At 68.4% G+C, this 21,116-nt stretch carries 21 protein-coding genes and 2 tRNA genes; 6 read left to right on the top strand and 17 right to left on the bottom strand.

Annotation, left to right across the window (positions count from 1 at the left end):
• Positions 1-38: 38 nt before the first annotated feature.
• Positions 39-1,481 carry a hypothetical protein gene (locus tag AB0395_RS26750; protein ID WP_366285211.1) on the bottom strand — a complete coding sequence of 481 codons (1,443 nt, stop codon included), beginning with the start codon at positions 1,479-1,481 and terminating at the stop codon, positions 39-41.
• A gap of 54 nt (positions 1,482-1,535) precedes the next feature.
• Positions 1,536-2,105, bottom strand: coding sequence for a TetR family transcriptional regulator (locus tag AB0395_RS26745; RefSeq protein ID WP_366285209.1), 570 nt, complete (start codon positions 2,103-2,105; stop codon positions 1,536-1,538).
• 106 nt (positions 2,106-2,211) lie between these two features.
• Here AB0395_RS26745 and AB0395_RS26740 point away from each other — a divergent pair, with 106 nt between their 5' ends.
• Positions 2,212-3,363, top strand: coding sequence for an FAD-dependent oxidoreductase (locus AB0395_RS26740; RefSeq protein WP_366285207.1), 1,152 nt, complete (start codon positions 2,212-2,214; stop codon positions 3,361-3,363).
• A 263-nt stretch (positions 3,364-3,626) separates the two neighbouring features.
• Here the strand turns inward: AB0395_RS26740 and AB0395_RS26735 are convergent, their stop codons facing one another.
• Entirely contained in the window at positions 3,627-3,830 is a 204-nt protein-coding gene (locus AB0395_RS26735) for a cold-shock protein (protein ID WP_012886943.1), read from the bottom strand.
• A 237-nt stretch (positions 3,831-4,067) separates the two neighbouring features.
• On the opposite strand from AB0395_RS26735, the gene AB0395_RS26730 reads away from it, so the two are divergent.
• A complete protein-coding gene (locus tag AB0395_RS26730) occupies positions 4,068-4,886 on the top strand; it encodes an HAD family hydrolase (protein ID WP_366285205.1) in 819 nt (272 codons plus the stop codon).
• A gap of 7 nt (positions 4,887-4,893) precedes the next feature.
• Here AB0395_RS26730 and AB0395_RS26725 read toward each other — a convergent pair whose 3' ends face one another.
• Together AB0395_RS26725 and AB0395_RS26720 are read right to left on the bottom strand one after the other, a co-directional pair.
• Entirely contained in the window at positions 4,894-5,403 is a 510-nt protein-coding gene (locus tag AB0395_RS26725; protein WP_366285203.1) for a bacterial proteasome activator family protein, read from the bottom strand.
• Between the two features lie 5 nt (positions 5,404-5,408).
• Entirely contained in the window at positions 5,409-6,365 is a 957-nt protein-coding gene (locus AB0395_RS26720; protein WP_366285201.1) for an NAD(P)H-quinone oxidoreductase, read from the bottom strand.
• Positions 6,366-6,587: 222 nt separating this feature from the next.
• Here AB0395_RS26720 and AB0395_RS26715 point away from each other — a divergent pair, with 222 nt between their 5' ends.
• The 3 genes from AB0395_RS26715 to AB0395_RS26705 all read left to right on the top strand — a co-directional run bounded on the left by AB0395_RS26715 (position 6,588) and on the right by AB0395_RS26705 (position 10,892).
• Positions 6,588-9,290 carry an AAA family ATPase gene (locus AB0395_RS26715; RefSeq protein WP_366285198.1) on the top strand — a complete coding sequence of 901 codons (2,703 nt, stop codon included), beginning with the start codon at positions 6,588-6,590 and terminating at the stop codon, positions 9,288-9,290.
• Between the two features lie 122 nt (positions 9,291-9,412).
• Positions 9,413-9,504, top strand: a tRNA-Ser gene (locus AB0395_RS26710).
• A 425-nt stretch (positions 9,505-9,929) separates the two neighbouring features.
• Positions 9,930-10,892 carry an ankyrin repeat domain-containing protein gene (locus AB0395_RS26705; RefSeq protein ID WP_366285196.1) on the top strand — a complete coding sequence of 321 codons (963 nt, stop codon included), beginning with the start codon at positions 9,930-9,932 and terminating at the stop codon, positions 10,890-10,892.
• A gap of 120 nt (positions 10,893-11,012) precedes the next feature.
• Here AB0395_RS26705 and AB0395_RS26700 read toward each other — a convergent pair.
• The 11 genes from AB0395_RS26700 to AB0395_RS26650 form a co-directional block, all read right to left on the bottom strand.
• Positions 11,013-11,152 (bottom strand) — tRNA-Val (locus AB0395_RS26700).
• A gap of 1,316 nt (positions 11,153-12,468) precedes the next feature.
• Positions 12,469-12,663, bottom strand: coding sequence for an excisionase (locus tag AB0395_RS26695; protein WP_366285193.1), 195 nt, complete (start codon positions 12,661-12,663; stop codon positions 12,469-12,471).
• Complete coding sequence (locus AB0395_RS26690; RefSeq protein ID WP_366285191.1) at positions 12,660-14,453, bottom strand: replication initiator; 1,794 nt, start codon at positions 14,451-14,453, stop codon at positions 12,660-12,662. Before AB0395_RS26690 ends, AB0395_RS26695 begins: the two co-directional genes overlap by 4 nt.
• Positions 14,450-14,632 (bottom strand): hypothetical protein, encoded by a 183-nt coding sequence (locus AB0395_RS26685; protein ID WP_366285188.1) that lies wholly within the window; start codon positions 14,630-14,632, stop codon positions 14,450-14,452. The genes AB0395_RS26690 and AB0395_RS26685 overlap by 4 nt, the downstream gene beginning before the upstream one ends.
• Positions 14,632-16,074, bottom strand: a complete 1,443-nt coding sequence (locus tag AB0395_RS26680) for an FtsK/SpoIIIE domain-containing protein (RefSeq protein WP_366285187.1) — start codon at positions 16,072-16,074, stop codon at positions 14,632-14,634. Before AB0395_RS26680 ends, AB0395_RS26685 begins: the two co-directional genes overlap by 1 nt.
• 86 nt (positions 16,075-16,160) lie before the next feature.
• Positions 16,161-16,493 (bottom strand): hypothetical protein, encoded by a 333-nt coding sequence (locus AB0395_RS26675; RefSeq protein ID WP_366285185.1) that lies wholly within the window; start codon positions 16,491-16,493, stop codon positions 16,161-16,163.
• Positions 16,490-16,957, bottom strand: coding sequence for a plasmid replication, integration and excision activator (locus AB0395_RS26670; protein WP_366285182.1), 468 nt, complete (start codon positions 16,955-16,957; stop codon positions 16,490-16,492). The genes AB0395_RS26675 and AB0395_RS26670 overlap by 4 nt, the downstream gene beginning before the upstream one ends.
• Positions 16,958-17,105: 148 nt before the next feature.
• On the bottom strand, positions 17,106-17,513 hold the full coding sequence (locus AB0395_RS26665; protein ID WP_366285180.1) for a hypothetical protein: 408 nt from the start codon (positions 17,511-17,513) through the stop codon (positions 17,106-17,108).
• Positions 17,514-17,613: 100 nt separating this feature from the next.
• The gene (locus AB0395_RS26660) at positions 17,614-18,330 is read right to left on the bottom strand and encodes a GntR family transcriptional regulator (RefSeq protein WP_366285178.1); all 717 of its coding nucleotides are present in this window, start codon (positions 18,328-18,330) and stop codon (positions 17,614-17,616) included.
• A 90-nt stretch (positions 18,331-18,420) separates the two neighbouring features.
• Entirely contained in the window at positions 18,421-18,723 is a 303-nt protein-coding gene (locus tag AB0395_RS26655) for a hypothetical protein (RefSeq protein ID WP_366285176.1), read from the bottom strand.
• Complete coding sequence (locus AB0395_RS26650; protein WP_366285173.1) at positions 18,720-19,040, bottom strand: hypothetical protein; 321 nt, start codon at positions 19,038-19,040, stop codon at positions 18,720-18,722. Before AB0395_RS26650 ends, AB0395_RS26655 begins: the two co-directional genes overlap by 4 nt.
• A 305-nt stretch (positions 19,041-19,345) precedes the next feature.
• Here AB0395_RS26650 and AB0395_RS26645 point away from each other — a divergent pair, with 305 nt between their 5' ends.
• Entirely contained in the window at positions 19,346-20,467 is a 1,122-nt protein-coding gene (locus tag AB0395_RS26645; RefSeq protein WP_366285171.1) for an XRE family transcriptional regulator, read from the top strand.
• On the opposite strand, the gene AB0395_RS26640 is transcribed toward AB0395_RS26645, so the two are convergent.
• The gene (locus AB0395_RS26640) at positions 20,448-21,008 is read right to left on the bottom strand and encodes an NUDIX hydrolase (protein WP_366285169.1); all 561 of its coding nucleotides are present in this window, start codon (positions 21,006-21,008) and stop codon (positions 20,448-20,450) included. The genes AB0395_RS26645 and AB0395_RS26640 overlap by 20 nt on opposite strands.
• Positions 21,009-21,116: the final 108 nt, after the last annotated feature.

Raw genomic sequence — 21,116 nt, 5'->3', positions numbered from 1 at the left:
GTACGCGCCTCGGGGTCTGCTCGAGCCGCCCGGTCCCCTCACATCGCGGGGTCCGCCTCCGCCGTGGGGTCTCCGGCGGGGTTCTCCGCGGACATCCAGCCGACCACGGCGGAGGCGGCGACGCCGACACCACCGGCCACGCAGGCCAGGAGCACCGCCGTCGAGTAGTCGTCGGGAGTGCCCGACGCCCAGCCGGAGAAGATCACACAGATCGTCGCCGCTGTACAGGGGGCCGTGACGGCCGCCGTGAGCCAGGCCGGGACGGGCACGCGCGCCATGACCCCCGACGCCACCGTGAGGCCCGCCGCGATGAGGGCACAGGCGAGAGCGGCCAGGAGTATCAGCGGTGCGAGGAGACCGGAGCGGAAGAACATGCTCACCGCGAACCCGATCGAGACCAGGGTGTACGCGGTCGGAGAGAGGACCCTGCCTCGCGGCCGGCGACGGCGAGCCAGGGCCAGGCAGAGCATGAAGCCGAACAGGCCGGTGAAGAAGCCGGCGAGATACTCCGGGGTCAGATCGAGATCCAGCGAGTGGAGCGGGGGCGCGGCGTCTTCCGAGAGACCCTTGTCGGAGAAGCCGAGCCGTCTCCAGGTTCCCCGTGCGTCTCGTACGGCGACGCCGTCGTTGCCGTCGGCCGCCACCACCACGTGGCCGTCCGGCCGGGATTGGGCCGCGATGGCCGTGGAACCCCGCCACGGCCAGGTGTCGTAGTCGGTGACGCGTCGCCGCAGTGCACCCTCGCGTCCCGGTGACACCTCCCACACCGTGTTCCAGCTCGTTCCGCCGTCCAGGGACTCGTCCACGGCCAGACGCGGAGGGACGACGCGGTAGCAGTGCCGGGGGCTGTCCGGCAGGCAGGCGCGGGTCACGCCTGGCGGCGGGGTGGGCGTGGGGGCCGAGGGAGAGGTGCGCTGCACGCTCCAAGTCCGGCCGCCGTCTTGAGAGACGATCCTCTGGTAGGGGTGGTCGGCGAAGACGGTGATCGTCTCGCCGTCGGCCAGGACCGACACGGCGGAGGGGGAGGGTAGCCCGGAGGTGGCGGTCACCGCGACCAGGGCGACCGGGACGATGATCAGCGTGCGGGCCCGCCGTACGGCATGGTCGGACCGGCAGCGACGCCAGACCAGCCACGCGAGGCCCAGCGCGGGCAGGGCGACCAGGTCGGTCGGGTCGGCCAGTACCCGGGAGGGGCCCGCGAGCAGCGACCAGGCCTGGGAGGCGAGGGCCGCGCCCGCCTCAGTGGACTTGACCAGGGTGAAGCCGACGCCGGTTGCGATCGTCGCGGCGAGGGGAGGAACACGGACCAGGGCGAGCAGGGGCGGGGCCACGAGCAGGCCCGCCACGTCGCTCAGCTTGCCGGTGACCGGGCCGGGCCAGAGGACCTTGAGCACGTGGTCGTTGACCAGCAGCACGAAGACGGCGATCACGGTGACGGGATGACCAAGCCAGGACAGGGCAGAGCCGGAGGGATGCCTCATATCGCAGTAGATGCTGCCCGGGCGGGCGCCGTTCGGACGGCACGGCTTTCGTGATCAGGCTGTGTCGTGCCCGTCGACGTCACCTGTGAGATACCGCTGGAGGGTGGGTCCAAGCCAGTCAACGATCTCCTCGCGGGACATGGCGGCGACGGGGGGCAGCCGGAGCACATAGCGGCACAGGGCCATGCCGAGGACCTGGGTCGCGGCGAGGCCCGCCCTGAGCGGCGCGCGCTCCCGGTCGTCGTCGAGCTTGGAGACCAGGGGGGCGAGCTGGCCCGCGAAGATGCCGCGCATCCGCTCGGCGACGGCCTCGTTGGTCACGCCGGTGCGCAGCAGGATCATCATGCCCTCGTCCTGCTCCCAGCGGTCCAGGAAGTGCCCGATGAGCGCCCTGCCCACCTCCTCCCGCGGGATCGCCGCCAGGTCGGGAAACCTCAGGTCGACGTCCGCTGCGGCGGCGAACAGCTTCTCCTTGTTGCCGAAGTAGCGCATCACCATGGCCGGGTCGATTCCGGCGTCGGACGCGATGGCCCGGATCGTGGCCCCCTGGAAGCCGTCGGCCGCGAAGCGTTCCCGTGCCGCGGCCAGGATGACGGCCTTGGTGTCCTCGGAAGATCTCCTCATGCCAACAAGTGTAGGCCAACATGTGTTGACATTATCGGCCCGGGGAATCATCGTTATGCCAACAGATGTTGGCCAACAGGCGTTGACATGACCGCGGAGGCGTCAGATGCCCGAAACACTCCCCACGACCACGGACGTTCTCGTCATCGGCGCGGGACCGACCGGCCTCACCGTCGCCCTCTCCCTGGCGGGCCAGGGGTTCGGCGTGACCGTCGTCGACGACCAGGCGGCCGGTGACAACACCTCGCGGGCCGCCGTGGTTCACGCCAGGACGCTGGAGGTCCTCGAAGGCCTCGGGGTCTCTGAGCGGCTGACCGCCCTCGGCATCCACGCCCGGCGGTTCACGATCAGGGACCGTGACAGGACGCTCGTGCCGGTCGTGTTCGACGAGCTTCCGACCCGATACCCCTACACGCTGATGATCTCCCAGGCGGTCACGGAGCGGATCCTGCTGGAGCGCCTGACCGAGCTTGGCGGCCGGGTGGCCAGGCCGTACAGGCTGGAGAGCCTCACCCAGGACGGCGAGGGGGTGACCGCGGTCTTCGCCGGAGGCGCGACCGTCACCGCGAAGTACCTGGTCGGCGCGGACGGCATGCACAGCACGGTCCGCGAGCAGGCGGGCGTCGCCTTCACCGGCGGGCAGTATGGCGAGTCGTTCAGCCTGGCCGACGTACGGCTCGGCGGGGGCCTTCCCGACGACGAGGTCGTCCTCTACTTCTCGCCCGCCGGGCTGGTCGTGGCCGCCCCGCTGCCCGACGGCGTCCATCGGATCGTGGCCACCGTCGACGAGGCGCCCGCCGAGCCGGACGTGGCCTTCGTCCAGGGGCTGCTGGACAGCCGGGGACCGGAGAGGACCCGGGCTGTGGTGTACGAGGTCGTCTGGGGGTCGCGGTTCCGGATCCACCACCGGGTGGCCGACACCTTCCGGGCGGGACGGGTGCTGCTGGCCGGTGACGCCGCGCACGTCCACAGTCCCGCAGGAGGGCAGGGAATGAACACCGGCATCCAGGACGCCACAGCGCTGGGTGCGGCGCTCACGGCCGCTCTCAGGGGCGACCAGGGGGCGCTGGACGTCTACGCGGCGTCCCGCCGCCCGATCGCCCGGCGGGTTGTCGCCTTCACCGGGTTCCTGTCGGGGCTGGCCAATGTGAACAGGCACCTGCGCCCGGTCAGGAACCTGGTCCTGCGGATCCTGGCGCTCAGCCCGGCCTTCCGCCGTCGTCTCGCCTGGCGGCTCTCGGGGCTGGTCTACCGCTGAGGCGACTCGTGGACCGGTTCCGCCGCCGGAGCGGGTCGGCGGGGGCGGGCTGGTAGAGCGGGGCGGGCTCGGCAGGACGGGTCCGGCCGGGGTGGGGACGGCGCAGGAACCGGGGCGCCCGAGCTCTGGTCTGGGGCGGGCCGGGGCCGGGGGGAAGCCGGGTCAGGAGGGGAGGGGGGGAAAGCCAGAAGGTCCGAAAAAAGAGAAAGGCGAAGTTCGCGTTAAGCGAACTCCGCCTTACCCCTCTACAGAGGTCTTATGCGTCAGACGGCGCGGACCTGCGAGGCCTGCGGACCCTTCTGGCCCTGCGTGATCTCGAACTCGACCCGCTGGCCGTCCTCGAGGCTACGGTAGCCGTTGCCCTGGATCTCGGAGAAGTGCACGAACACGTCCGGTGCACCGCCGTCCGGTGCGATGAAGCCGAAGCCCTTTTCAGCGTTGAACCACTTGACGGTTCCCTGAGCCATTAAAGCTCTCCCTCAGGATTTGAAACTTTGGGATTCACACCTCATGAACCCCATGTGTCGTACAGCGGGCCCCGGGGTGGTTCAGTCAAACTGGTTTTCACAACGGGATTCAGCTAATACAACGCCATCACATCTAACACTATCCGGCGCGCTCGTGTTCCCGCCACGAGGAAGATTCCTCAGAGACGGATCCCGATGCGGGTACCCGCCGGATCACGGTGCAGACTGGAGCCTGTTATGGGAAGCCCCAGGCTCGTCGCCACCGACCTTGACGGTACCGCTTTGCGCTCCGACGGCACCGTCTCACCCCGTACTGCGGCGGCCTTCGCCCTCGTGGAGAGCGCTGGAGCCACACTGGTCTTCGTGACAGGACGCCCACCCCGATGGATGCGTCCGATCGCGGGAGCCGTACGTCATCGAGGACTGGCCATATGCGCCAACGGAGCGCTTGTCTACGACCTGCACACCGAACAGATCGTGAAATCTCACCTTATCGCCCCGGATGTCCTTGAAGAGGTCGTGAGTCGGCTCCGTGAGAAGATCCCAGAACTCACGTTCTCGGTGGAATACGAAGGCGGGTTCGCGCACGAAACCGACTTCCTTCCCGACCGTCTCGACACCACGGCCCGTCTAGACGCCACGACGATCGCCGGACTTCGGGTGGAGACGGCCACGCTCACCTCGCTGCCCTGCGCCAAGCTCCTGGCCCTGCACCCCGGGATGGACCCCGACATCCTGCAGGAGGCGATCAGTGAGCTGGTCGGCGAGTTGGTCACGCCCACCCACTCCAGTGGCCGTGCGATGATCGAGATGAGCGCCCACGGCGTGACGAAGGCCTCCGCGCTCGCCGCCCTCGCGGAAGGGCGGGACATCAGGCCCTCCGAGGTGATCGCCTTCGGCGACATGCCGAACGACCTGCCGATGCTGCGATGGGCGGGCACCTCGTACGCCGTCGCGAACGCGCACAGCAAGGTGCTGGCCGCGGTCGATCACGTGACCGCGGCCAACAACGACGACGGGGTCGCAGAAGTCCTCGAGGCCCTTTACCGGCGGTGACCCCGGTTCACAGGTAGGGGCCCGAGTTGCCCTGCTGGTTCTCCTGCGTCAGGGAAACGCCACCGGGCAGCGCCCTGCGCATGTTCTCCAACTGGGCGCGGGCCGCCATCTGCTGGGCGAAAAGCGTCGTCTGGATCCCGTGGAACAGACCCTCGAGCCAGCCGACCAGCTGCGCGTGCGCCACCCGCAGCTCCGCCTCGCTCGGCGGGGTGCCGTTGCCGTCATCGGTGAAGGGGAGCGACAGCCGTTCCAGCTCGTCGACCAGCTCGGGCGCGAGACCGTCCTCGAGCTCCTTGATGGAGCTCTGGTGGATCTCCTTGAGCCGCTTGCGGCTGGCCTCGTCCAGCGGAGCCGCCCTGACCTCCTCAAGAAGCTGGCGGATCATGCTGCCGATGCGCATCACCTTGGCGGGCTGCTCGACCAGGTCGGCGACGGAGCGCCCTTCGCCTTCCTCCTCGGTCTGGACCCCCTGCGGGCCCACGACCACTACATGCGGAGTGCTCTCCTCAGCGTTCATAGTCCTCAACCTACTAGCAGGATTTTCCCGACGTGCTCCCCGGATTCAAGGATCCGGTGAGCTGCGGCGGCGTCGTTCATCGGCACCCGGGAGTGGATCACCGGGCGGATCGCCCCCGCGTCCACCAGAGGCCAGACGTTCTGTACGACGCCGCGCACGATGACCCCCTTCTCGTCGACGGGCCGTGCGCGTAGCGTGGTGCCGTGCACCGAGGCTCGTCTGGCGAGGAGCGCACCCAGATCCAGCTCTCCCCTGGAGCCCCCCTGCATACCGATCACGACGAGCCTGCCGCCGGTCTTGAGTGCCCTGACGTTCTTCGAGAGGTACGGCCCCCCGACGATGTCGAGGATCACATCGGCCTGGACCTTCTCGGAGAAGTCCCCGTCGTGATAGTCGATCCCCTCGTCGGCGCCGAGCTCGAGACAGCGGGCGATCTTCTCCGCGGACCCGGCCGTGACGACCACGCGCGAGCCGAACGCCTTCGCGAGCTGTATGGCCAGCGTGCCTATCCCGCTGGCGCCACCGTGGACGAGAAGCGTCTCGCCCTTCCTGAGCCGCGCCGTCATGAACACGTTGGACCACACCGTGCACGCGACCTCGGGCAGCCCGGCCGCCTCGACCAGGTCCACGCCGTCCGGCACGCGCATGACCTGTTGCCAGGGCACGGCGACTCGCTCCGCGTAACCGCCGCCGGAGAGCAGGGCGCACACCCGGTCGCCGGGCCTGAAGTCCTCGACGTCCGAGCCCACCTCGGCGACGACTCCGGAACACTCAAGTCCCGGATACGGCGAGGCGCCCCGCGGGGGGTTGTAGAGTCCCTGTCTCTGCAGGATGTCGGCTCGGTTGACCGCGGAGGCCGCCACGTCGATGAGGACCTCGCCCGGCTCCGGCCGGGGATCGGGGACCTCTCGCCAGTCCAGCACTTCGGGTCCGCCAGGTTTATCGATCACGATGGCGTGCATGTCTCCAACGCTATCCGCTGGGGATCAACTTGGTGGTTGCCCGCATTGACGAGAACACAGGGCGTTAACCTGCTATGTGTTTGCTGCCCTTTTACGCCCATCCCGAGGGGGAACACGGTGGCAAGACACGATCGTGAGGAATCTCTCGAGGAACAGCTTGCCTGGCTCGACGCTATCAAGGAACAGGAGGAGGCGCCCCCCATCGCGTTAAAGAGCACAGCGGTGGACGACGCCGTCATTTCGCCATACCCGAAGGACCCCTGGAGCTCGGTCCCCGCCGAGCCGGACACCGCGTCGTCATCGCTGTTCCGCACGGCAGCCGACCCCTCGTACAACCTCATGGGCAGCCACGCGGGCACGTCCACGAGCGTGACGGCTCCGCCGGTCGAGGACGCCGACGCGGCCGACTGGATGGAGGTCTCCGGCCCGGTGAGCGCCTTCACCGTGCCCCCGGTCACGCCATCCTCTCCACAGGACAACGAGGGATTCCTCGCCCCCCTCAAGCCGTTGCCCCGTCACGTGGCGGACGACGCGGGCGAGTTCACTGACGGTCACACGTCGGTCGAGTTCACGGACGACCGGTTGGCCGGCGATCTCGCCGACGGCCGTACGACGGGTGACGTCACAGATGGTCAGGCGGTCGACGGCCTCGCCGACGGCCGTACCGCGGGTGGCTTCGCGGACGGCCGCACGGTGGGCGACTTCACCGAGCCCGCGACGCGCACTCCGTCCAATGAGCCCGCAGCGCGTGCTGACTCTGCCGAGTCCAGGTCCGAAGCCAGATCCGGGTCCAGGTCCGAGTTCAGGGCCGAGTCCGGGCCCGAATCCAGGCTCGAACTCGAACCTGAGCCGGACTCCGTGCCCGATCCCGAGCCGTCCCGCGGCCTGCTCGAGCGGCCTCATCGCCCGCTCGACGCGTCGGAGACCTTCCCTCTGATCGACGTCGAGTCGCGCGGACGCGACGTGTCACACGGTTCTGACGCGTCACATGCCGCTGATGCGCCGCGCGGGACCGACCTGGCACACGCCCGTGACCTGTCACCCGGCCCCGACCTTTCACGCGGTCCCGAGACCTCGCCCGGTCCCGAGACCTCGCACGAACCTGAGGGCTCACGCGGTCCCGACGTTTCACGTGGATCCGGGGCCTCACGCGGGACCGATCTCTCACCCGGTGCTGATCTCTCACGTGGTCCTGATCTCTCACGCGGTCCTGAGTTCGAACCGTTCAGGCCTTCGGCTCCACAGTCGGAATCGTTCACGCCCGGCGGCGCGCCCTCCACCCAGGACCGGTACACCTCCAGGGGAGACGACCCCGGCCCTGACCGGTTCGCACCCGCGGCCGACGCTTCTGACCGGTTCGCACCAGCGGGGAGCGATCCTGGCCGTGACCAGTTCTCCTTCGGCACCGCCGAGCGGGAGCGTGAGCGGTCGGTGTTCGAGGGGGCGGAGCAGGACCGTGACCGGTCCGTGTTCGGGAAGTCTCCGGCGGCGAACGAGCCACTCCGGCAGGCCACGTCCGAACCCGCCGAACGCGTGGAGCATCCTGGGCGCACCGAGCGCGGAGAACATTCCGAGCGCGCCGAGGCGGCCGAGTCGTTCCGGATGTCCGGTTCCTTCGGCGCGGACGCGTCGAAGCAGGCAACCCCGCAAGGCCGCTCCACTCGGGAGGACGCCGGGGCGTTCGGCCAGACCTCCCCGGCCACTTCCGCTTTCGGCCGGGACTGGGACAGGCCGCTCACCTCCGACGGACCCGACAGGCCCAAGAGGGAGGGCAGGGAGGCCCCGTTCACCTCGGAAAGGGATACGGCCTTCGCACCCGGCTCCGACAGGTCTTCCTCGGCGGAACCGTCTCCCGCCCCCGAGCGGGAAACACCCTTCGCGCCCGGCTGGGACGCGGCCGAGCCTGTGCGGGAGCCGTACCAGCCTCGGCGCCGTCACTCGGCGCCGCCGCCTGCTTTCAGCGCGCCGTCCAGGCAGGCGTCCGGGGCGAGGCCTTCAGCCGACAGCCTGGACCCCGAGTCGCTGCTCAGAGGACGTCGTAACGCACCCTCCGGGGGCTGGCGCAGGCTGATCTACAAGGCGTCGGCCGGCCTGATCAAGCCCGGCGAGTCCCCCGAGGCCCGCCGCCGTCGCGAACTGACCGCCCGTGCCCGCACCCCCGTGGCCACCGGGCATCACCGGGTCGCCGTGCTGAGTCTGAAGGGTGGTGTCGGCAAGACCACGACCACGGTCGGGCTCGGCGCGACTCTCGCCCAGGCCCGCGGTGACAGGGTCATCGCGGTCGACGCCAACCCCGACCGCGGCACCCTGTCGGACAAGGTGGAGCTCGAGACCTCCGCCACCGTCCGCGACCTGCTCAACGAGCGTCAGCAGATCAAGCGCTACGTCGACATCAGGGCCTTTACCTCGCAGGCCCCGTCCCGCCTGGAGATCCTCGCCTCCGACCGCGACCCGTCGGTTTCCGAGGCCTTCAGCGCGTCCGACTACCAGTCGGTCGCCCAGGTCCTGGAGAACTTCTACTCAATCTGCATCACCGACTGCGGAACAGGCCTGCTCCACTCGGCCATGTCCGGTGTCCTCGGCCTGGCCGACCAGCTCGTCCTGGTGAGCTCCCCCTCCGTGGACGGCGCCCGTGCCGCCTCGGCGACCCTGGACTGGCTGGAGGCCCACCACTACGAGGAACTGGTCCGCTCCGCCACGGTGGTGCTGTGCAGCGTCCGCCCCCGATCGAAGTCGACCGTGGACCTCGACCGCCTCGAGGCCCACTTCGCGGCCCGCTGCCGAGCGGTGATCCGTGTCCCCTACGACCCCCACCTGGAGGAGGGAGCCGAGATCGAACTGGACAGGCTCCAACCCGCGACCCGCGACTCCTACCTCCGCCTGGCGGCCTCGGTCGGCGACGGCTTCGCCGGCCAGCAACCCTGACCCCGGGTACGGCGGGCGCCCCGTCCTCCAAACAAGGACGGGGCGCCCACCGAGTCCCGGGCACGCCCGGAGCAGTGAGAGACTAAGGTGCAATCTGACGCGTTCTTGAGACGAGTCAGCCAGGAGAGCTCGCCTAGTGGACGATGGCGGCGGTCTTGAAAACCGCTAGGCCGGGTGACCGGTCTCGTGGGTTCGAATCCCACGCTCTCCGCCAACCTCCGAAAACGGCGTCTGACCAGGGCCTACGGCCCGGTGAGGCGCCGTTGATCGTTTCGGGGGTGCGCAGCCGTACGCTGTGCTGAGCGGCCCTCGGCCGGCGGTCGCGGAATATACGCGGAATGATGTTGGCCACGTTTCCCCAGGTCGAGCCTGTGAAGCCTCGGCGGGACGCGTCGGATCCGCTCACCGGATGCCAACCGGTGCCGCGACGATGACACCTGTCGGTATCGGCTGCGCCCTCGTGGCGGCGGGTCTACTGACTTTTTGTCGACTTCGCCCAGCCTCTCGCCGACCAGTATGACCATGAGCGTCGGAGAGTGCTGTTCTCCCGTGGACCGACTGCGTCCGCGGCCCGAATCTGTCGGCCTCGTACGCCATGATCGGCGGTCATATATCCCGTACATCCCCTCAAGGAGAGCCATGGCCGTCAACGATGGACCCGGGTGGTCCGGCATCGGCTGGAACGACTGGACGAACCTCGGTCTGATCCGTGCCCGGCTCGACGCGGGTGCCGACCCGAATTCAGGGGCGCACTTCCACGGACGGCCGCTCCACGCGGCGGCCGAGTGTGGGTCGCCTGAGGTGGTCGCGGAGCTGGCCCGGCGCGTCGATGACGTCGACGCCGAGCACGAAGATCGTACGGCGCTCTGGGCGGCTGTCTTCGCCAACAGCCCCGGCAACGCCCGCGCCCTGGTCGCCGCCGGGGCAGATCCGTGGCGGCCGATGATGAACGGCTGGTCTCCTGGACGGCTCAGCCTGGCCACTCCCACCCCTGACCTGTTCACTCTCCCTGCTGGGAAGGCGGGCCTGTCCGCTGAAGAGAGTGCCGCGGTGGTGGAGGCCAGACGTCTGATCGCCGCGCTGGGGGATTTCGACGATGACGGCTACAGCATCGCCTGCGTGGCCAGCGTCACCGCCGCCGAGGCGGCACGGCGCCTGGAGGCCGTACCAGCCGATGACGCCGAGGTTGAAGAGATCATGGAGGATCCCTTCTCGGACTTCGACGCCACCCTGGCCGTCGTCGGCGTCACGGACGTGCCCGGCGGATGTGTCGTCGTTCAGCCGTGTGGATACGCCGCGTCCAATCCCGGCGTCATGGAGCGCTTGTCGGTGGGCACCGTCTGCTATGGGCTGTTCGCCAATCCCAAGAGCGGCAACCAGGGGGCCGTTGCCCGCGACGGTGAGATTGAGGAATGGGACACCCACCCCGGCGGGGGTAGCACTTACTCCGAAGAGTCCCCGGAGGAGATCCTCGCCACCTACCTGTACCACGGTCAGGCCGAGGCCTACTGCTATGCCGGAGCGGGCCTGCGGCCGACCGACAACCGGTCGATCGCAGGTCAGGCCGACATGTGGCTGAGACTGCCCGAAGCCCTGCGTTAGGGAGAACCGATCTTCCGCACGTATGGGCCGTACGGATCTCCTCCGGAGAGAGACCAGCTGTATGGCTCCCCGAGCAACGAGGAGGCCCGAATCCATGACCTGGAACCGGGCCTCCTGTCCTGGCGAAGATGAGGGCATTCGAACCCCTGACCCCCTCGGTGTGAACGAAGGGCTCCGTGGTGAACGAGTCTCCTTGGACGTATCCGTGATCACGCCGCCAGCGCGTCGTCTATCCGCCGGTTGGCGACCTCCACACCCCCGTCGATGCACTTGGCGTAGACCTTGAGCAGCACGTCCACTCCGTGCCCGGCCCGCTCGGCCACGTCGGGGGCCGCCACCCCGGCGTTGAGCCAGAGCGACACGGCCGCGTGTCGCAGATCGTACGGCCGGGCCGCCAGCGGGGACACCTGCTGTTCGGGAGTCAGCGCCAGCAGCCGGGCCGCCTTCCACGCTTCGCAGTACGTTCCTATGGAGATCACCCCGCCGCGTGAGGTCCGAAACAGCCTCCCGTCCTTGTGAACGCCGAACTCGTCGAGGTGCTCCCGCAGGATCGCCACCAGCTCCGGCGGGATGGGCACGGGACGCCCCTCGTCCTCGGCCCGGTGCTTGAGGCCCCGGTCGTCGTGGGCCTGCCCGCTGTCGGTCCACCTCTTGTTGGCCTGTGGCTTGGACTTGGCCAGGACGAGCCGCCCCCACCCGGCCTCTGGGAGATGGCAGTCCTGCTTGCGGAGCCCGAGCGCCTCAGCCGGACGCAGCCCGGCGAAGTACAGGCAGGCGAAGAAGCCCCGAAGGTGCCGTCCCCGATCCAGTCGGCCCACGTAGGTCACCGAGGTCAGCAGCTCCCGCGCCTGGACCGGGTTGACCACCACCCGGCGATCCACGACCTCCCGGACCTTCGGAGGCTTCCACGCCTTCACCCTGTCGATCGGGTTCGAGGCCAGCTCTTCCAGGTCCACGGCGTACTGGAGAGCGTTGTAGAAGACCGACCGCTTCCGGGCGATGGTCGTGGCAGCGGCGGCTCCGCCATCGAGCCGGAGTGTCAGCGCGTCCAGGCCGAGCCGTACGTTTCGAACCTTGGCCAGATCCGCGACGGGAAGCGAGTGCCGACCGAGCCAGGCAAGGGTTGTACGGATCTCTTCCGGCCGGTCGAGTTGCCGAGCGGCCGGGGGAAACGCGAACTGTCGGAGGGCCTCTCGGAGAATCAGGAGATCTGGCTTTCCCGATGCGTTCTCGTTGACGAGAGCAGGGGTGACAGTAGCCAATGCGTCGGTGAGACTGTCTCGCGTTTTGGCCGCCGCGTGGGGCCACTTCATGTCCACGTAGGCCAGAGCGAAGTCAAACCATGTCACCGCCTGCTTGACAGCCAGGAGAGAAAGCGGGAGCCCCGTCTCCACGTCGAATGCCTGGCCCCGCTTGGCCTCCTGACGCAGGTCCGACAGAAAGCTCTCGGCGAGCGCCTTCGTACGCAGAGTCTTGGACTTCTCCCGGCCGCCGACTTTCCAGCGCACGACGTAGGACGGCGTCTTGCTGGAGGCATTCCGGCGGATCTCCCAGAACTTCACGTCATAAGAGGTGATCACGCCGCCTCCCGAAGGGATTCCAGCCAGGTCGTGAACTCGCTACGCCACACGCGAATTTCGCCGTTGGGGAGCTTGAGGCCCTGGGGAGCGTGGCCGATCTCGCGCCAGCGGTAGAAGGTCCGCCGGGACACCCCGCCGAGTTCGTGGAGGATTTCGGGGACGGTCATGAGCTCGTCGCGGTTCTTGTTCATGCCGCCTCCCTCAGTGCCGTGGTTGCCGAAAGGTCGGTGAGGGGTCTGCCGTCGGCTCTGGCGCGCAGTTCGTCGAGCCGGGCGCGGGTTCGTTGTCGGTTGGCGACGCCGCGCAGCAGCCGTACCGGCAGTGGGGTTCGGGTGGGGTCCTTGGTGGAGACCGGCCGCCAGATGTAGCGGTGCGGGTCGGTGGCGGTGTCGTCGTCGGGCAGGCCGAGCATGTCGAGGACCCAGGCCCGGCAGTCTTGTTTGTGGTCGCGCAGGGTCTTGCCGGACCACTTGCGGGAAACCAGGACGCGGCGTCCGGCGTAGCCGAGGTGATTGGCCTTGTGCGCTTTGGAACGGCATCGGCCCGGGGTCATGCCCGCCTTGGCGTTCTTGGGCTGGACGCCGTAGCGCAGCCAGTTGGCGCAGGCCGGAGAGCACGGTTCGTAGCGCAGCGCCTCCACGAGGCGGGCGGCGTGGTCCCGACGGGCCTGGTGGATCGCCGCACGAGCCGGACCGGCCGCCTCCTCGCCCTCCTGGTCGTTCTCGTCGGGGTCGAGGTCGAGGGTGTCGCCAAGGCTCTTGGTGAGGTACTTGGTCAGGTAGCCGATGCGCTTGTGGGCGTCCGGTGACCCGGCCAGGAGCCCCTGCACGTCGACCTGGGCACCGAAGCGCACCATGTGCAGTGGTTCGGCCTCGTCATCGGTGTCGAGCCGGTCGAGGGCTTGCTCCCAGGTGGGTAGCAGCTCACCCGTGGCGGGGTCGAGGTAGTCGCCGGCCTGTCCGTCCGGGTACGGCTCGCCTTGCTCATCCCGCTCGCCCCAGACCGGCAGATGGTTGCTCTCGAACCGGACTTCATTCACCTGCGGCCACCACACCTGGTGATAGGTGGCCGCCGCGATGGCCTTGATCTCCGCACGCGGCAGGGTTCCGCGGATCGCCATATGAAGGTGCGGCGCGAACCTCTTCTGCGGCTCCACCGTGGCGAAGTACTGCACGTCGTACCCGGCGACCCGGCGCAGGTTCTGCACGAACCGGTCCACCAGCTTGGAGAAGTGCAACGCGTCCCGAGCCGCCGTCGCGTAGTCGTAGCTGGCCGGGTCGACGGGCACGCCCTGACCGGGGCGGATCTTTCCATACGAGGGCAGAGTGAGTGTGACGAACAGCGAGGGCCGGAACACCTGGCCGTCCGGGGCGATGAAGGTTCGCCCGAGGGTGGTGTTCTGCCGGGCGCGCTTGGGAAGGTCCGGGGCGTCCTGCCGCCGCCGGGTGGAGCGGGAACGGCGGGAAGCGGTTCGGCCGCCGGTGACGTTGCCCCGCATCCCGGCGGCGTTGATCTCGGCGTTGATGCCCGCGATCGCCTCGTCCCAGTCGGCCACGTCTTGACCGTCACGTTCGGCGGCATCCCGCTTGGCCTGGACGTCGGCCCGGAACTCGATCAGCCATTTCTGATCGTCGGTGGCCGGGTGCGGTTCGGAGACGGGTTCGGTCTCCAGATGCCAGCCTTCCCGGCACTGGGCCTTGCGTAGCTGCTTGTTGCGCTTGGCACAGGGCGGGCACTTGGCTTCATTGGTGGTGCCGCAGGGGATGTCGAATGGTTCGGTGCGGCCGGTGTGGGTGTCGAAGCGGCGCAGTTCGATCGGTCGGATGCAGACGCCGTTGAGCTTGGCGACCTCCACGGCGACGTCCAGGGCCAGGGGCAGGGTGTCGCGCACCAGGCGAGGAAGGGTCCGGTCAGCGCCGTTCGGCATGTCGGCGGTGAAGGGCAAGAACTGGGGGGTGGACGGGTGGGCGGTGTCGGTCATCTGGCCTCCTTCCGATGCGGGTCGAGGACGTCGGCGTGCAGCCGGTAGGCGTCGCTGTAGGGGTCCTTGCAGAGCTGAAGGTTGACCAGCACGAGACGCGGCTGGATCGTGGCGTCGTCGAGGTCGAGCAGCCCGGAGGCGCTCAGTTCGGCGAGGGTGGCCTGGATGACGACGCGCATCAGCCCACCCCCTCGGGTAGTGGCAGGGTGTCGGCGCTGAACACGGCGACCATGTCGCGGATGTCGTCGTCGGAGACGTAGGCGGCGCGGGCCCGGATCGGGTCCGGGGAGGTCTCCAGCCGGATGTAGGCGATGCCCGCCCCTTGCTGTGGCCGGGGTGAGATCAGGTCGGCCAGCGCGCCCCGGTCCCGGGCTCCGTCACCGAGCACCATGTCGACCTGCTCGGACTCGTCCAACCGGAGGGCGATCTTGTCGGGGAACAGGTTGCGGATGGTCAGCACGTCTTTGCGCGGGTCCTGGAGCGCGGCCAGGACACCGACCCCGACCGCCCGGCCCTGCGTCGTCATAGTCGCCAGGGCGGCGATGGTGCGCACCCGAAGGCCCTTGTCCGGCTGGTAGGCGGTCAGGAACGCCACCTCGTCGACCACGACCAGGACGAACGGGTCCTGCACGGTGGGGGTGTGGTTACGTCGGACCCCGGCGAAGCGGCCGGCCCGTTCCTGCATGACCTTCACCGCGGCTTCGAGAAGCTCGACGCAGGCTTCCGGGGACGCGGCGTAGTGGTCGCCGAACAGGTCACGACCAAAAGACAGCTCCATGAGCTTGGGATCCAGCGCCCAGATCTCCGCCAGTCCCACACTGACGGCGGGCAGTAGCCCCCGAATCGTCGACCAGATCACCGACCCCTTGCCCGCCCCGGTGGCCCCGGCGACCAGGACGTGAGTGCCGTGAACCTTGAGTCGCCATGGCGCGCCGTCCTCGCAGCGGCCGATTTCCACCGGCCCCACCGACGCTTCAACGGGGATCGGTACGGCAGGCAGCGGTACGGCTAACGGGTCCCGGCGAGGGAAGGTCAGCAGCAGCCGGCCGGACCGGATGACGGTCACCTGGCAGGAGGCGGCGCCGAACCCGTGGGCGAGCTGCTCGATCCGGTCGGCCCAGTCGGTGACGGCCTGCCCGGTGAGGATCTTCACCGTGACCAGGTCGGCCCACGAGGTGCAGCGGACGGTTAGGAGGTGGGGCAGGTAGTCGCGTCCGCCGAGGTGCCGGGCCAGACCGGAGATGGTCATCACCGGTTGCCAGTGCCGCCGGTAGACCCACACCAGGCGCCAGAAGGCCAGCAGCCGCCAGCCGACCAGGCGCAGGAACGAGGCGCGGTTCACCAGCGCCCACCCGGCCGGGACGGCCAGCAGCAGGGCGACGACGCCGAGGCCGTACGGCCAGCCGTAGACGGTCCAGATCACGTCGGGAATCGCGACGACAGCCGAGGCGATCGGGTGCCGCCAGATGAGCCGCAGGATTCCGGCGACCGTGCGCCAGACGAAGATGGCCAGCGTCACCAGGGCGGGAGTACGTACCACGGCCGGGCGAAAGACAACGGCGGTGTCGGGGGTGGTGGAGACGAGGCGCTGTGCCTCGTCGCCGGGCAGTTTTTTGAACATTAGGCTGAAGGCCTTCCTTGATGTGGAGTCTGGGGAGAACCGAGGGGCCGCCGGAAGTTGCCGCTTCCAGCGGCCCCGCTTACGCGTCAGGCCGACTCGTCGTCCCAGTTGGGCGAGGGGGCGGGAACGATGGCCTGGACGGCGTACAGCCGCTCGCACTCGTCCCGGTACCGGGCGGCAGCGTCCGCGATCTCCCGGGCCAGGCCCAGGTCGGCGGAGGTGACGGGGCCGCCGCCGGTGGTGGAGATCGACAACTGCCCCTCGGCGCTGCCGAAGCACAGGTAGGGCCGGATGCTCTGGACGGTCATCGCGATGACCGACAACTCGGCGGTGTGGAAGGACACATCAAGCCGGGTGTCGCCGTCGTGGATGGACGCGGTGACGTAGGTGTAGGGCCGGTAGTCGTCACGGGTGGTCATGCTGCGTTCTCCTTGCTGGTTGTGGTGGCGGCGTCCTTGGCCGAGGCCGACGCCGAGGTGGTGGTCTGCTTGGTCGAGGCGGCGGAGGTGCGGGGAGCGCGCATCGCCCGCGCCCGCAGCGAGTAGGCGAGCCGTCCGGTGTCCTGGCCGACGTAGGGGGTGACGCTCATGCCGTCGAACTCGACCGGGGTGAACGGCAGGCCCGGCAGCGGCGGCGGGGGCACCGGCTGAACGTCGGTGAGGATCTTGACGGTGACCGACTTCTGCGAGGCTTTGGCGTCGGGGTCGGCGTCGACCACGGAGACCTGCCAGACCGGCAGGCCGGTGGTCTTGTCCTTGGCGTAGACGACCCGGGTGGCCGTCGAGGCGTCGAAGTCCTTGACCTGCTGCACCTCCCCGACCAGGTAGCAGCCGTGCGGGAAGACCTGGTCGAAGCCGATCGCGATCGGGCCCTGTATGGCCATGATGATTACTCCTTTCAAGAGAGACCGATGTTCGGTCGTCCACTTGTCCGACTGAGTTGAGAGTAGCTCCTTCAACTCGTCCGCACAAGTGATTGAGCTGGGCGTGTGGGAGGAGTTTCAGCTCACCCGGCAGGCAGCCTCGGCTGGATCAGTGACAGCGAATGTCCAGGCCCGCGTCTGTGCTGTCGGACAGTTCCACGATCACCACTTGGCCGCCGTGGGCGGTGGGCTTCGACGACTGCCGAGCCTGCATCGTGATGTAGGGCCGATCTCCGTCGATCCCTACGATGTTCGCCCGGTCGTAGTAGTCCTTGAGCTCGGGGACGCTCAGGCCCGTCTCAAGTGTGAAGCGGGCGAGGTAATCACAATGGTTGCCGTTGCCGCGAAGCGCGACGGATCCTTCGCCCTGGCCGACCCACTCGGTCTTGGGCGGCAGGGGGTAACGCTCGAACCGGCTGATCATGCCCGCCAGCTTCCCGTCGTTGACCCACATGGGGATCATGAAGAGAAGTACGAGCAGACCCAAGGCCATCACCGGCGACAGGAGGGTGACCACGAGACAGCCCCCCTTCCAACTGCGCCAGAACGACTTCTTCCTGGGTGGGTCTTCGCTGACGGCAGGAGGAACGTCTTGCATGGCACCACCCGAAGTCGGCCTATGTCACGGGATAGACATCCTGCAGCTCATGAAGATCACCTGGCAACGCCGCTTCCAGCACCATCAGCACGGCTCCCGACGCGTCGTGCACGGTGGCCAGCACGCCGAGAACGGGCTTCGAACCGCCGAGCAGTTCGCTTTCCTCTTTCCTCGGACTGCGAGCCGTGAGGCGTTCGGTGATGTGGTCGAACCGCAGGTGCTTGACCGCCTGGAGATGCTGGCGCACTCCCTGTCGCAGTGGTTCGGGCCTGTCCACGTCGGTACCGAGCGCGATCTCCAACGGGAACCACAGGGTCTCCACGGCCGAGAGCCGTCCCCCCTGCTGCGCCGTCCGCCGCCGCGCGATCACCGGAGTCTTCTCGTCGACGCCCAGAAGACGGGCGATGTGACGAGGAGCCGGGACACGCCGGACATCGACGACGCTCTCGGGGTTCTCCGGCTGCTCGGACACCGCCAGGCCCGGCCGTACGCGATCCGGTGAACTCTCCGGCCGCCCCTTCACGAACGAGCCACGCCCGTGCTCCCGCTCGATCCAGCCCTGCATGGCAAGTGTCTGCAATGCCCGTACCACGGTCGTACGGCCCACGCCGAACTCCCGGACAAGCTGCGTCTCGGACGGCAGCATGGCACCTGGAGCGTACTCGCCGGCCTCGATCCGCTGCTGAATAGCCGTCATCACCTGGGCATACTTCGGCGGAGCGAAGTCCATGCTCATGTCAACCGCCCGATCAGTCTTCCACTTGTCTGCATAAGCACAGTACTGGTTAAGGCGGAGCCTGTCAGGACTCTGCCGACCAGGAGGACGCTAACGCGCCCTGCCCGCCAGCAGAGCCGCCCAGATGACCCGCGCCTCCCCGCACGACCACGCGTCGGTCTCGGAGACGATCCGCCTGCCCTTGCTCACGACCGTCCGGCGGATGAAGGACACGCCGCCCGCCTCGCACAGCTCATAGGAGGTGATCCGGTGCTCGTAACACGTCCACGCCGTCACCCGCGCACGCTCGAAGCGGTACAGCGGACGCCAGATGAGGGTGCGGTGCCCGTCCTGCAGCGGAAGCGGGTGCGGTGCCGAGCAGGACGGCCCCTCGATGATCGTCCGTACCCTCATGAGGTGACCCGCTTGAAGCGCACCGATCCGGCCGGGTCCACGGTCGCCCGGAAGATCACCCGCCGCGACCAGTCGTCCGGCATGGTGCCGAAGTCGTAGATCCGATGAGTGATCCGCCCCCAGACCGCCGTGTTCGAGCTCATCCGCGCCAGCGTCGTACGCAGCGTGTCCATGGCCGTGGCCTGACCCGAGCTGATCCCGCACGGCCCGAGCCGATCGGTCCCGTCCGAGGTGACGAACACCTCCCACTCGAACATCTCGACGAGCTGCCCAGGCCTCTCGCAGAAGAGGCAGTCCTCCTGCGCTGACTGTTCCATTCCCAGGCTTGTCGCGGCGACGCATCCGCGGCGGGTGACGATTTTCCAGCCTCGCCCGCCGCATTCCTCGCACTTAACCGGCTTTGTCATGCCGGAAAGAATGTCCAGGAAGGCTTTCCGTTCCTATTCCATGCGGATATACCGGCGTGAGATATAGGCTGTGACCTGCGGTGATGTGCCATCTCAGGGATCGTCGACCGGAGGGCGATATGCATGGAAATGCTTTCGATCCGATCGAAATCCCCGCATGGGTCTGGGATCGGAACGAAAGTCAGGGAATCCTCAAAAATCGTGACGTTGCGGCATTGTTCAATCTCGCCACCAAATACACCGGGGCGAGCCAGATCCGCATCAGCACCGCCACCGGCATCACCCAGGGCCGTGTCAGCCAGATCATCCACCGCAAGCGTCAGGTCACCGACCTGGAGGTCTTCGAACGCATCGCCACCGGCCTCGGCCTGCCCGACCACGCCCGCATGCTCTTCGGCCTGGCCCCGCTCGACCTCGCCTCACCCACCGGTGACCGCGATGGCACTCACCAGGAGCAGACCGAGGAACTCGCCGCCCGCCTCGAAGTCGCTGCGGCCGTCGACCCCGCCATGGTCATGATCCTCACGACCGACACCAACAACCTGCGTCTGCTGGACCGCCGCCTCGGCGGAGTCGCCATCGCCGACAAGATGCGCGCCCAGATCGCCCAGATCGAGCGCGCCCACCGCCACGCCGTACGGCCCGGCATCCGCGCCCAGCTCGCCCACGTCCTTGCCGAAACCTCGTCCCTGGCCGGATGGCAGGCCATCCACACCGGCGCCCTCAACGACGCCTGGAACCACTACGAACACGCCAAGGCCGCCGCCCGTGAAGCCGACAACCCCGCGATCCTCGCCTACATCTCCGGCGAACAGGCCTACGTCCTGCTGGAGCTGGGCCAGCCGGCCCAGGCCACCGAGCTTCTCCAGCACATCCACACCACCCACCGCGGCCACGTCCCCGCCCGACTCCGGACCTGGCTCTTCGCGGCCGAAGCCGAAGCCGCCGCAATCCTCGGCGATGAGGCGACCTGCCGAACAGCCCTGGAACAGGCCGCCGCAGTACTGCCGAACGGAGCGGCCGATCTCAACATGCCGTACCTGTCCCTGGACGCCCACCACCTGGCCCGCTGGCGCGGCAACTGCCTGGTCCGCTTCGGCGACCCTGGCACCATCGAGGACCTACGCTCAGCCCTGGCCGGAATGGACGGCACCTACAACCGCGCCGAGTCCGGCGTCCGCTGCGATCTCGCCCACGCCCTCCTCGCCCAAGGCGAAGCCGAGGCCGCCCAGCCCCACATCCAGCGAGCCCAGCAACTGGCGACCATGACCGGCTCACGCCGCCAGCGCCGCCGTATCGAAGAACTCGCCAAGGCGGTCAAGCGCGCCCTGAGCTGAGCCGATCCCGAGCGGCGTACAGCCCGATCAGCGTCCCCGAGGTCCAGATGTCCCCGCGGGCGATGATGTCCGGGATCTGCGCCATCGGGATCCACTCGATGAGATCCGCCTCGATCTCCCCGGTCGGGCTGCCGACCAACTCGGCCCCGCGGGCGAGGAACAGGTTGTGCTCAGAGTCGACCATGCCCGCCATCGGCTGGTAGGTGAGCAGGTGCTCGATCTCCTTGACTCGATACCCGGTCTCCTCCTCCACCTCCCGGGCCGCCGTGGTGATGGCCTCCTCACCAGCGTCGATCAGCCCGCCGGGCAGCTCCCAGCCCCACCGGTCGGACAGGAAGCGGTGCCGCCACATCAGCAGCACCCGGTCCCGCTCGTCGACCACCACGGCGATCGCCGCCCGATCCAGATGCACCGCGTGATGCTCGAACCGTTCCCCATCCGGGATCTCGACATCGACGAGCCCGAGCCGGATCCACCGGTTGTCATAGATCAGTCGCTCACCGTGCACGACCCAGCGCGACCGCTCCTCATTGGTAGCCACACCGCGAAACTACAGCCCACAACCCCGACGTACACGGCCATCACGACACACGACGCCATCCCATCGCGGAGCACTGCCGAATTGTTCTCATAAGGATCAAGTGACCGC

The organism is Streptosporangium sp. NPDC051023 (assembly GCF_040689595.1).
GTDB lineage: Bacteria > Actinomycetota > Actinomycetes > Streptosporangiales > Streptosporangiaceae > Streptosporangium.
Note: the sequence above shows the minus strand (reverse complement) of the source record. Positions and strands in the feature narration are given on the sequence as shown.

Excerpts from the sequence above, each read along its gene's own strand:
- AB0395_RS26725 (WP_366285203.1), bottom strand. The coding sequence starts at position 5,403 with ATGAACGCTGAGGAGAGCACTCCGCATGTAGTGGTCGTGGGCCCGCAG.
- AB0395_RS26750 (WP_366285211.1), bottom strand. The coding sequence starts at position 1,481 with ATGAGGCATCCCTCCGGCTCTGCCCTGTCCTGGCTTGGTCATCCCGTC.
- AB0395_RS26670 (WP_366285182.1), bottom strand. The coding sequence starts at position 16,957 with ATGGCCATACAGGGCCCGATCGCGATCGGCTTCGACCAGGTCTTCCCG.
- AB0395_RS26745 (WP_366285209.1), bottom strand. The coding sequence starts at position 2,105 with ATGAGGAGATCTTCCGAGGACACCAAGGCCGTCATCCTGGCCGCGGCA.
- AB0395_RS26685 (WP_366285188.1), bottom strand. The coding sequence starts at position 14,632 with ATGCGCGTCGTCATCCAGGCCACCCTCGCCGAACTGAGCGCCTCCGGG.
- AB0395_RS26655 (WP_366285176.1), bottom strand. The coding sequence starts at position 18,723 with ATGAGGGTACGGACGATCATCGAGGGGCCGTCCTGCTCGGCACCGCAC.
- AB0395_RS26720 (WP_366285201.1), bottom strand. The coding sequence starts at position 6,365 with ATGCACGCCATCGTGATCGATAAACCTGGCGGACCCGAAGTGCTGGAC.
- AB0395_RS26650 (WP_366285173.1), bottom strand. The coding sequence starts at position 19,040 with ATGGAACAGTCAGCGCAGGAGGACTGCCTCTTCTGCGAGAGGCCTGGG.
- AB0395_RS26660 (WP_366285178.1), bottom strand. The coding sequence starts at position 18,330 with ATGAGCATGGACTTCGCTCCGCCGAAGTATGCCCAGGTGATGACGGCT.
- AB0395_RS26705 (WP_366285196.1), top strand. The coding sequence starts at position 9,930 with ATGGCCGTCAACGATGGACCCGGGTGGTCCGGCATCGGCTGGAACGAC.
- AB0395_RS26695 (WP_366285193.1), bottom strand. The coding sequence starts at position 12,663 with ATGAACAAGAACCGCGACGAGCTCATGACCGTCCCCGAAATCCTCCAC.
- AB0395_RS26690 (WP_366285191.1), bottom strand. The coding sequence starts at position 14,453 with ATGACCGACACCGCCCACCCGTCCACCCCCCAGTTCTTGCCCTTCACC.
- AB0395_RS26680 (WP_366285187.1), bottom strand. The coding sequence starts at position 16,074 with ATGTTCAAAAAACTGCCCGGCGACGAGGCACAGCGCCTCGTCTCCACC.
- AB0395_RS26735 (WP_012886943.1), bottom strand. The coding sequence starts at position 3,830 with ATGGCTCAGGGAACCGTCAAGTGGTTCAACGCTGAAAAGGGCTTCGGC.
- AB0395_RS26675 (WP_366285185.1), bottom strand. The coding sequence starts at position 16,493 with ATGACCACCCGTGACGACTACCGGCCCTACACCTACGTCACCGCGTCC.
- AB0395_RS26730 (WP_366285205.1), top strand. The coding sequence starts at position 4,068 with ATGGGAAGCCCCAGGCTCGTCGCCACCGACCTTGACGGTACCGCTTTG.
- AB0395_RS26740 (WP_366285207.1), top strand. The coding sequence starts at position 2,212 with ATGCCCGAAACACTCCCCACGACCACGGACGTTCTCGTCATCGGCGCG.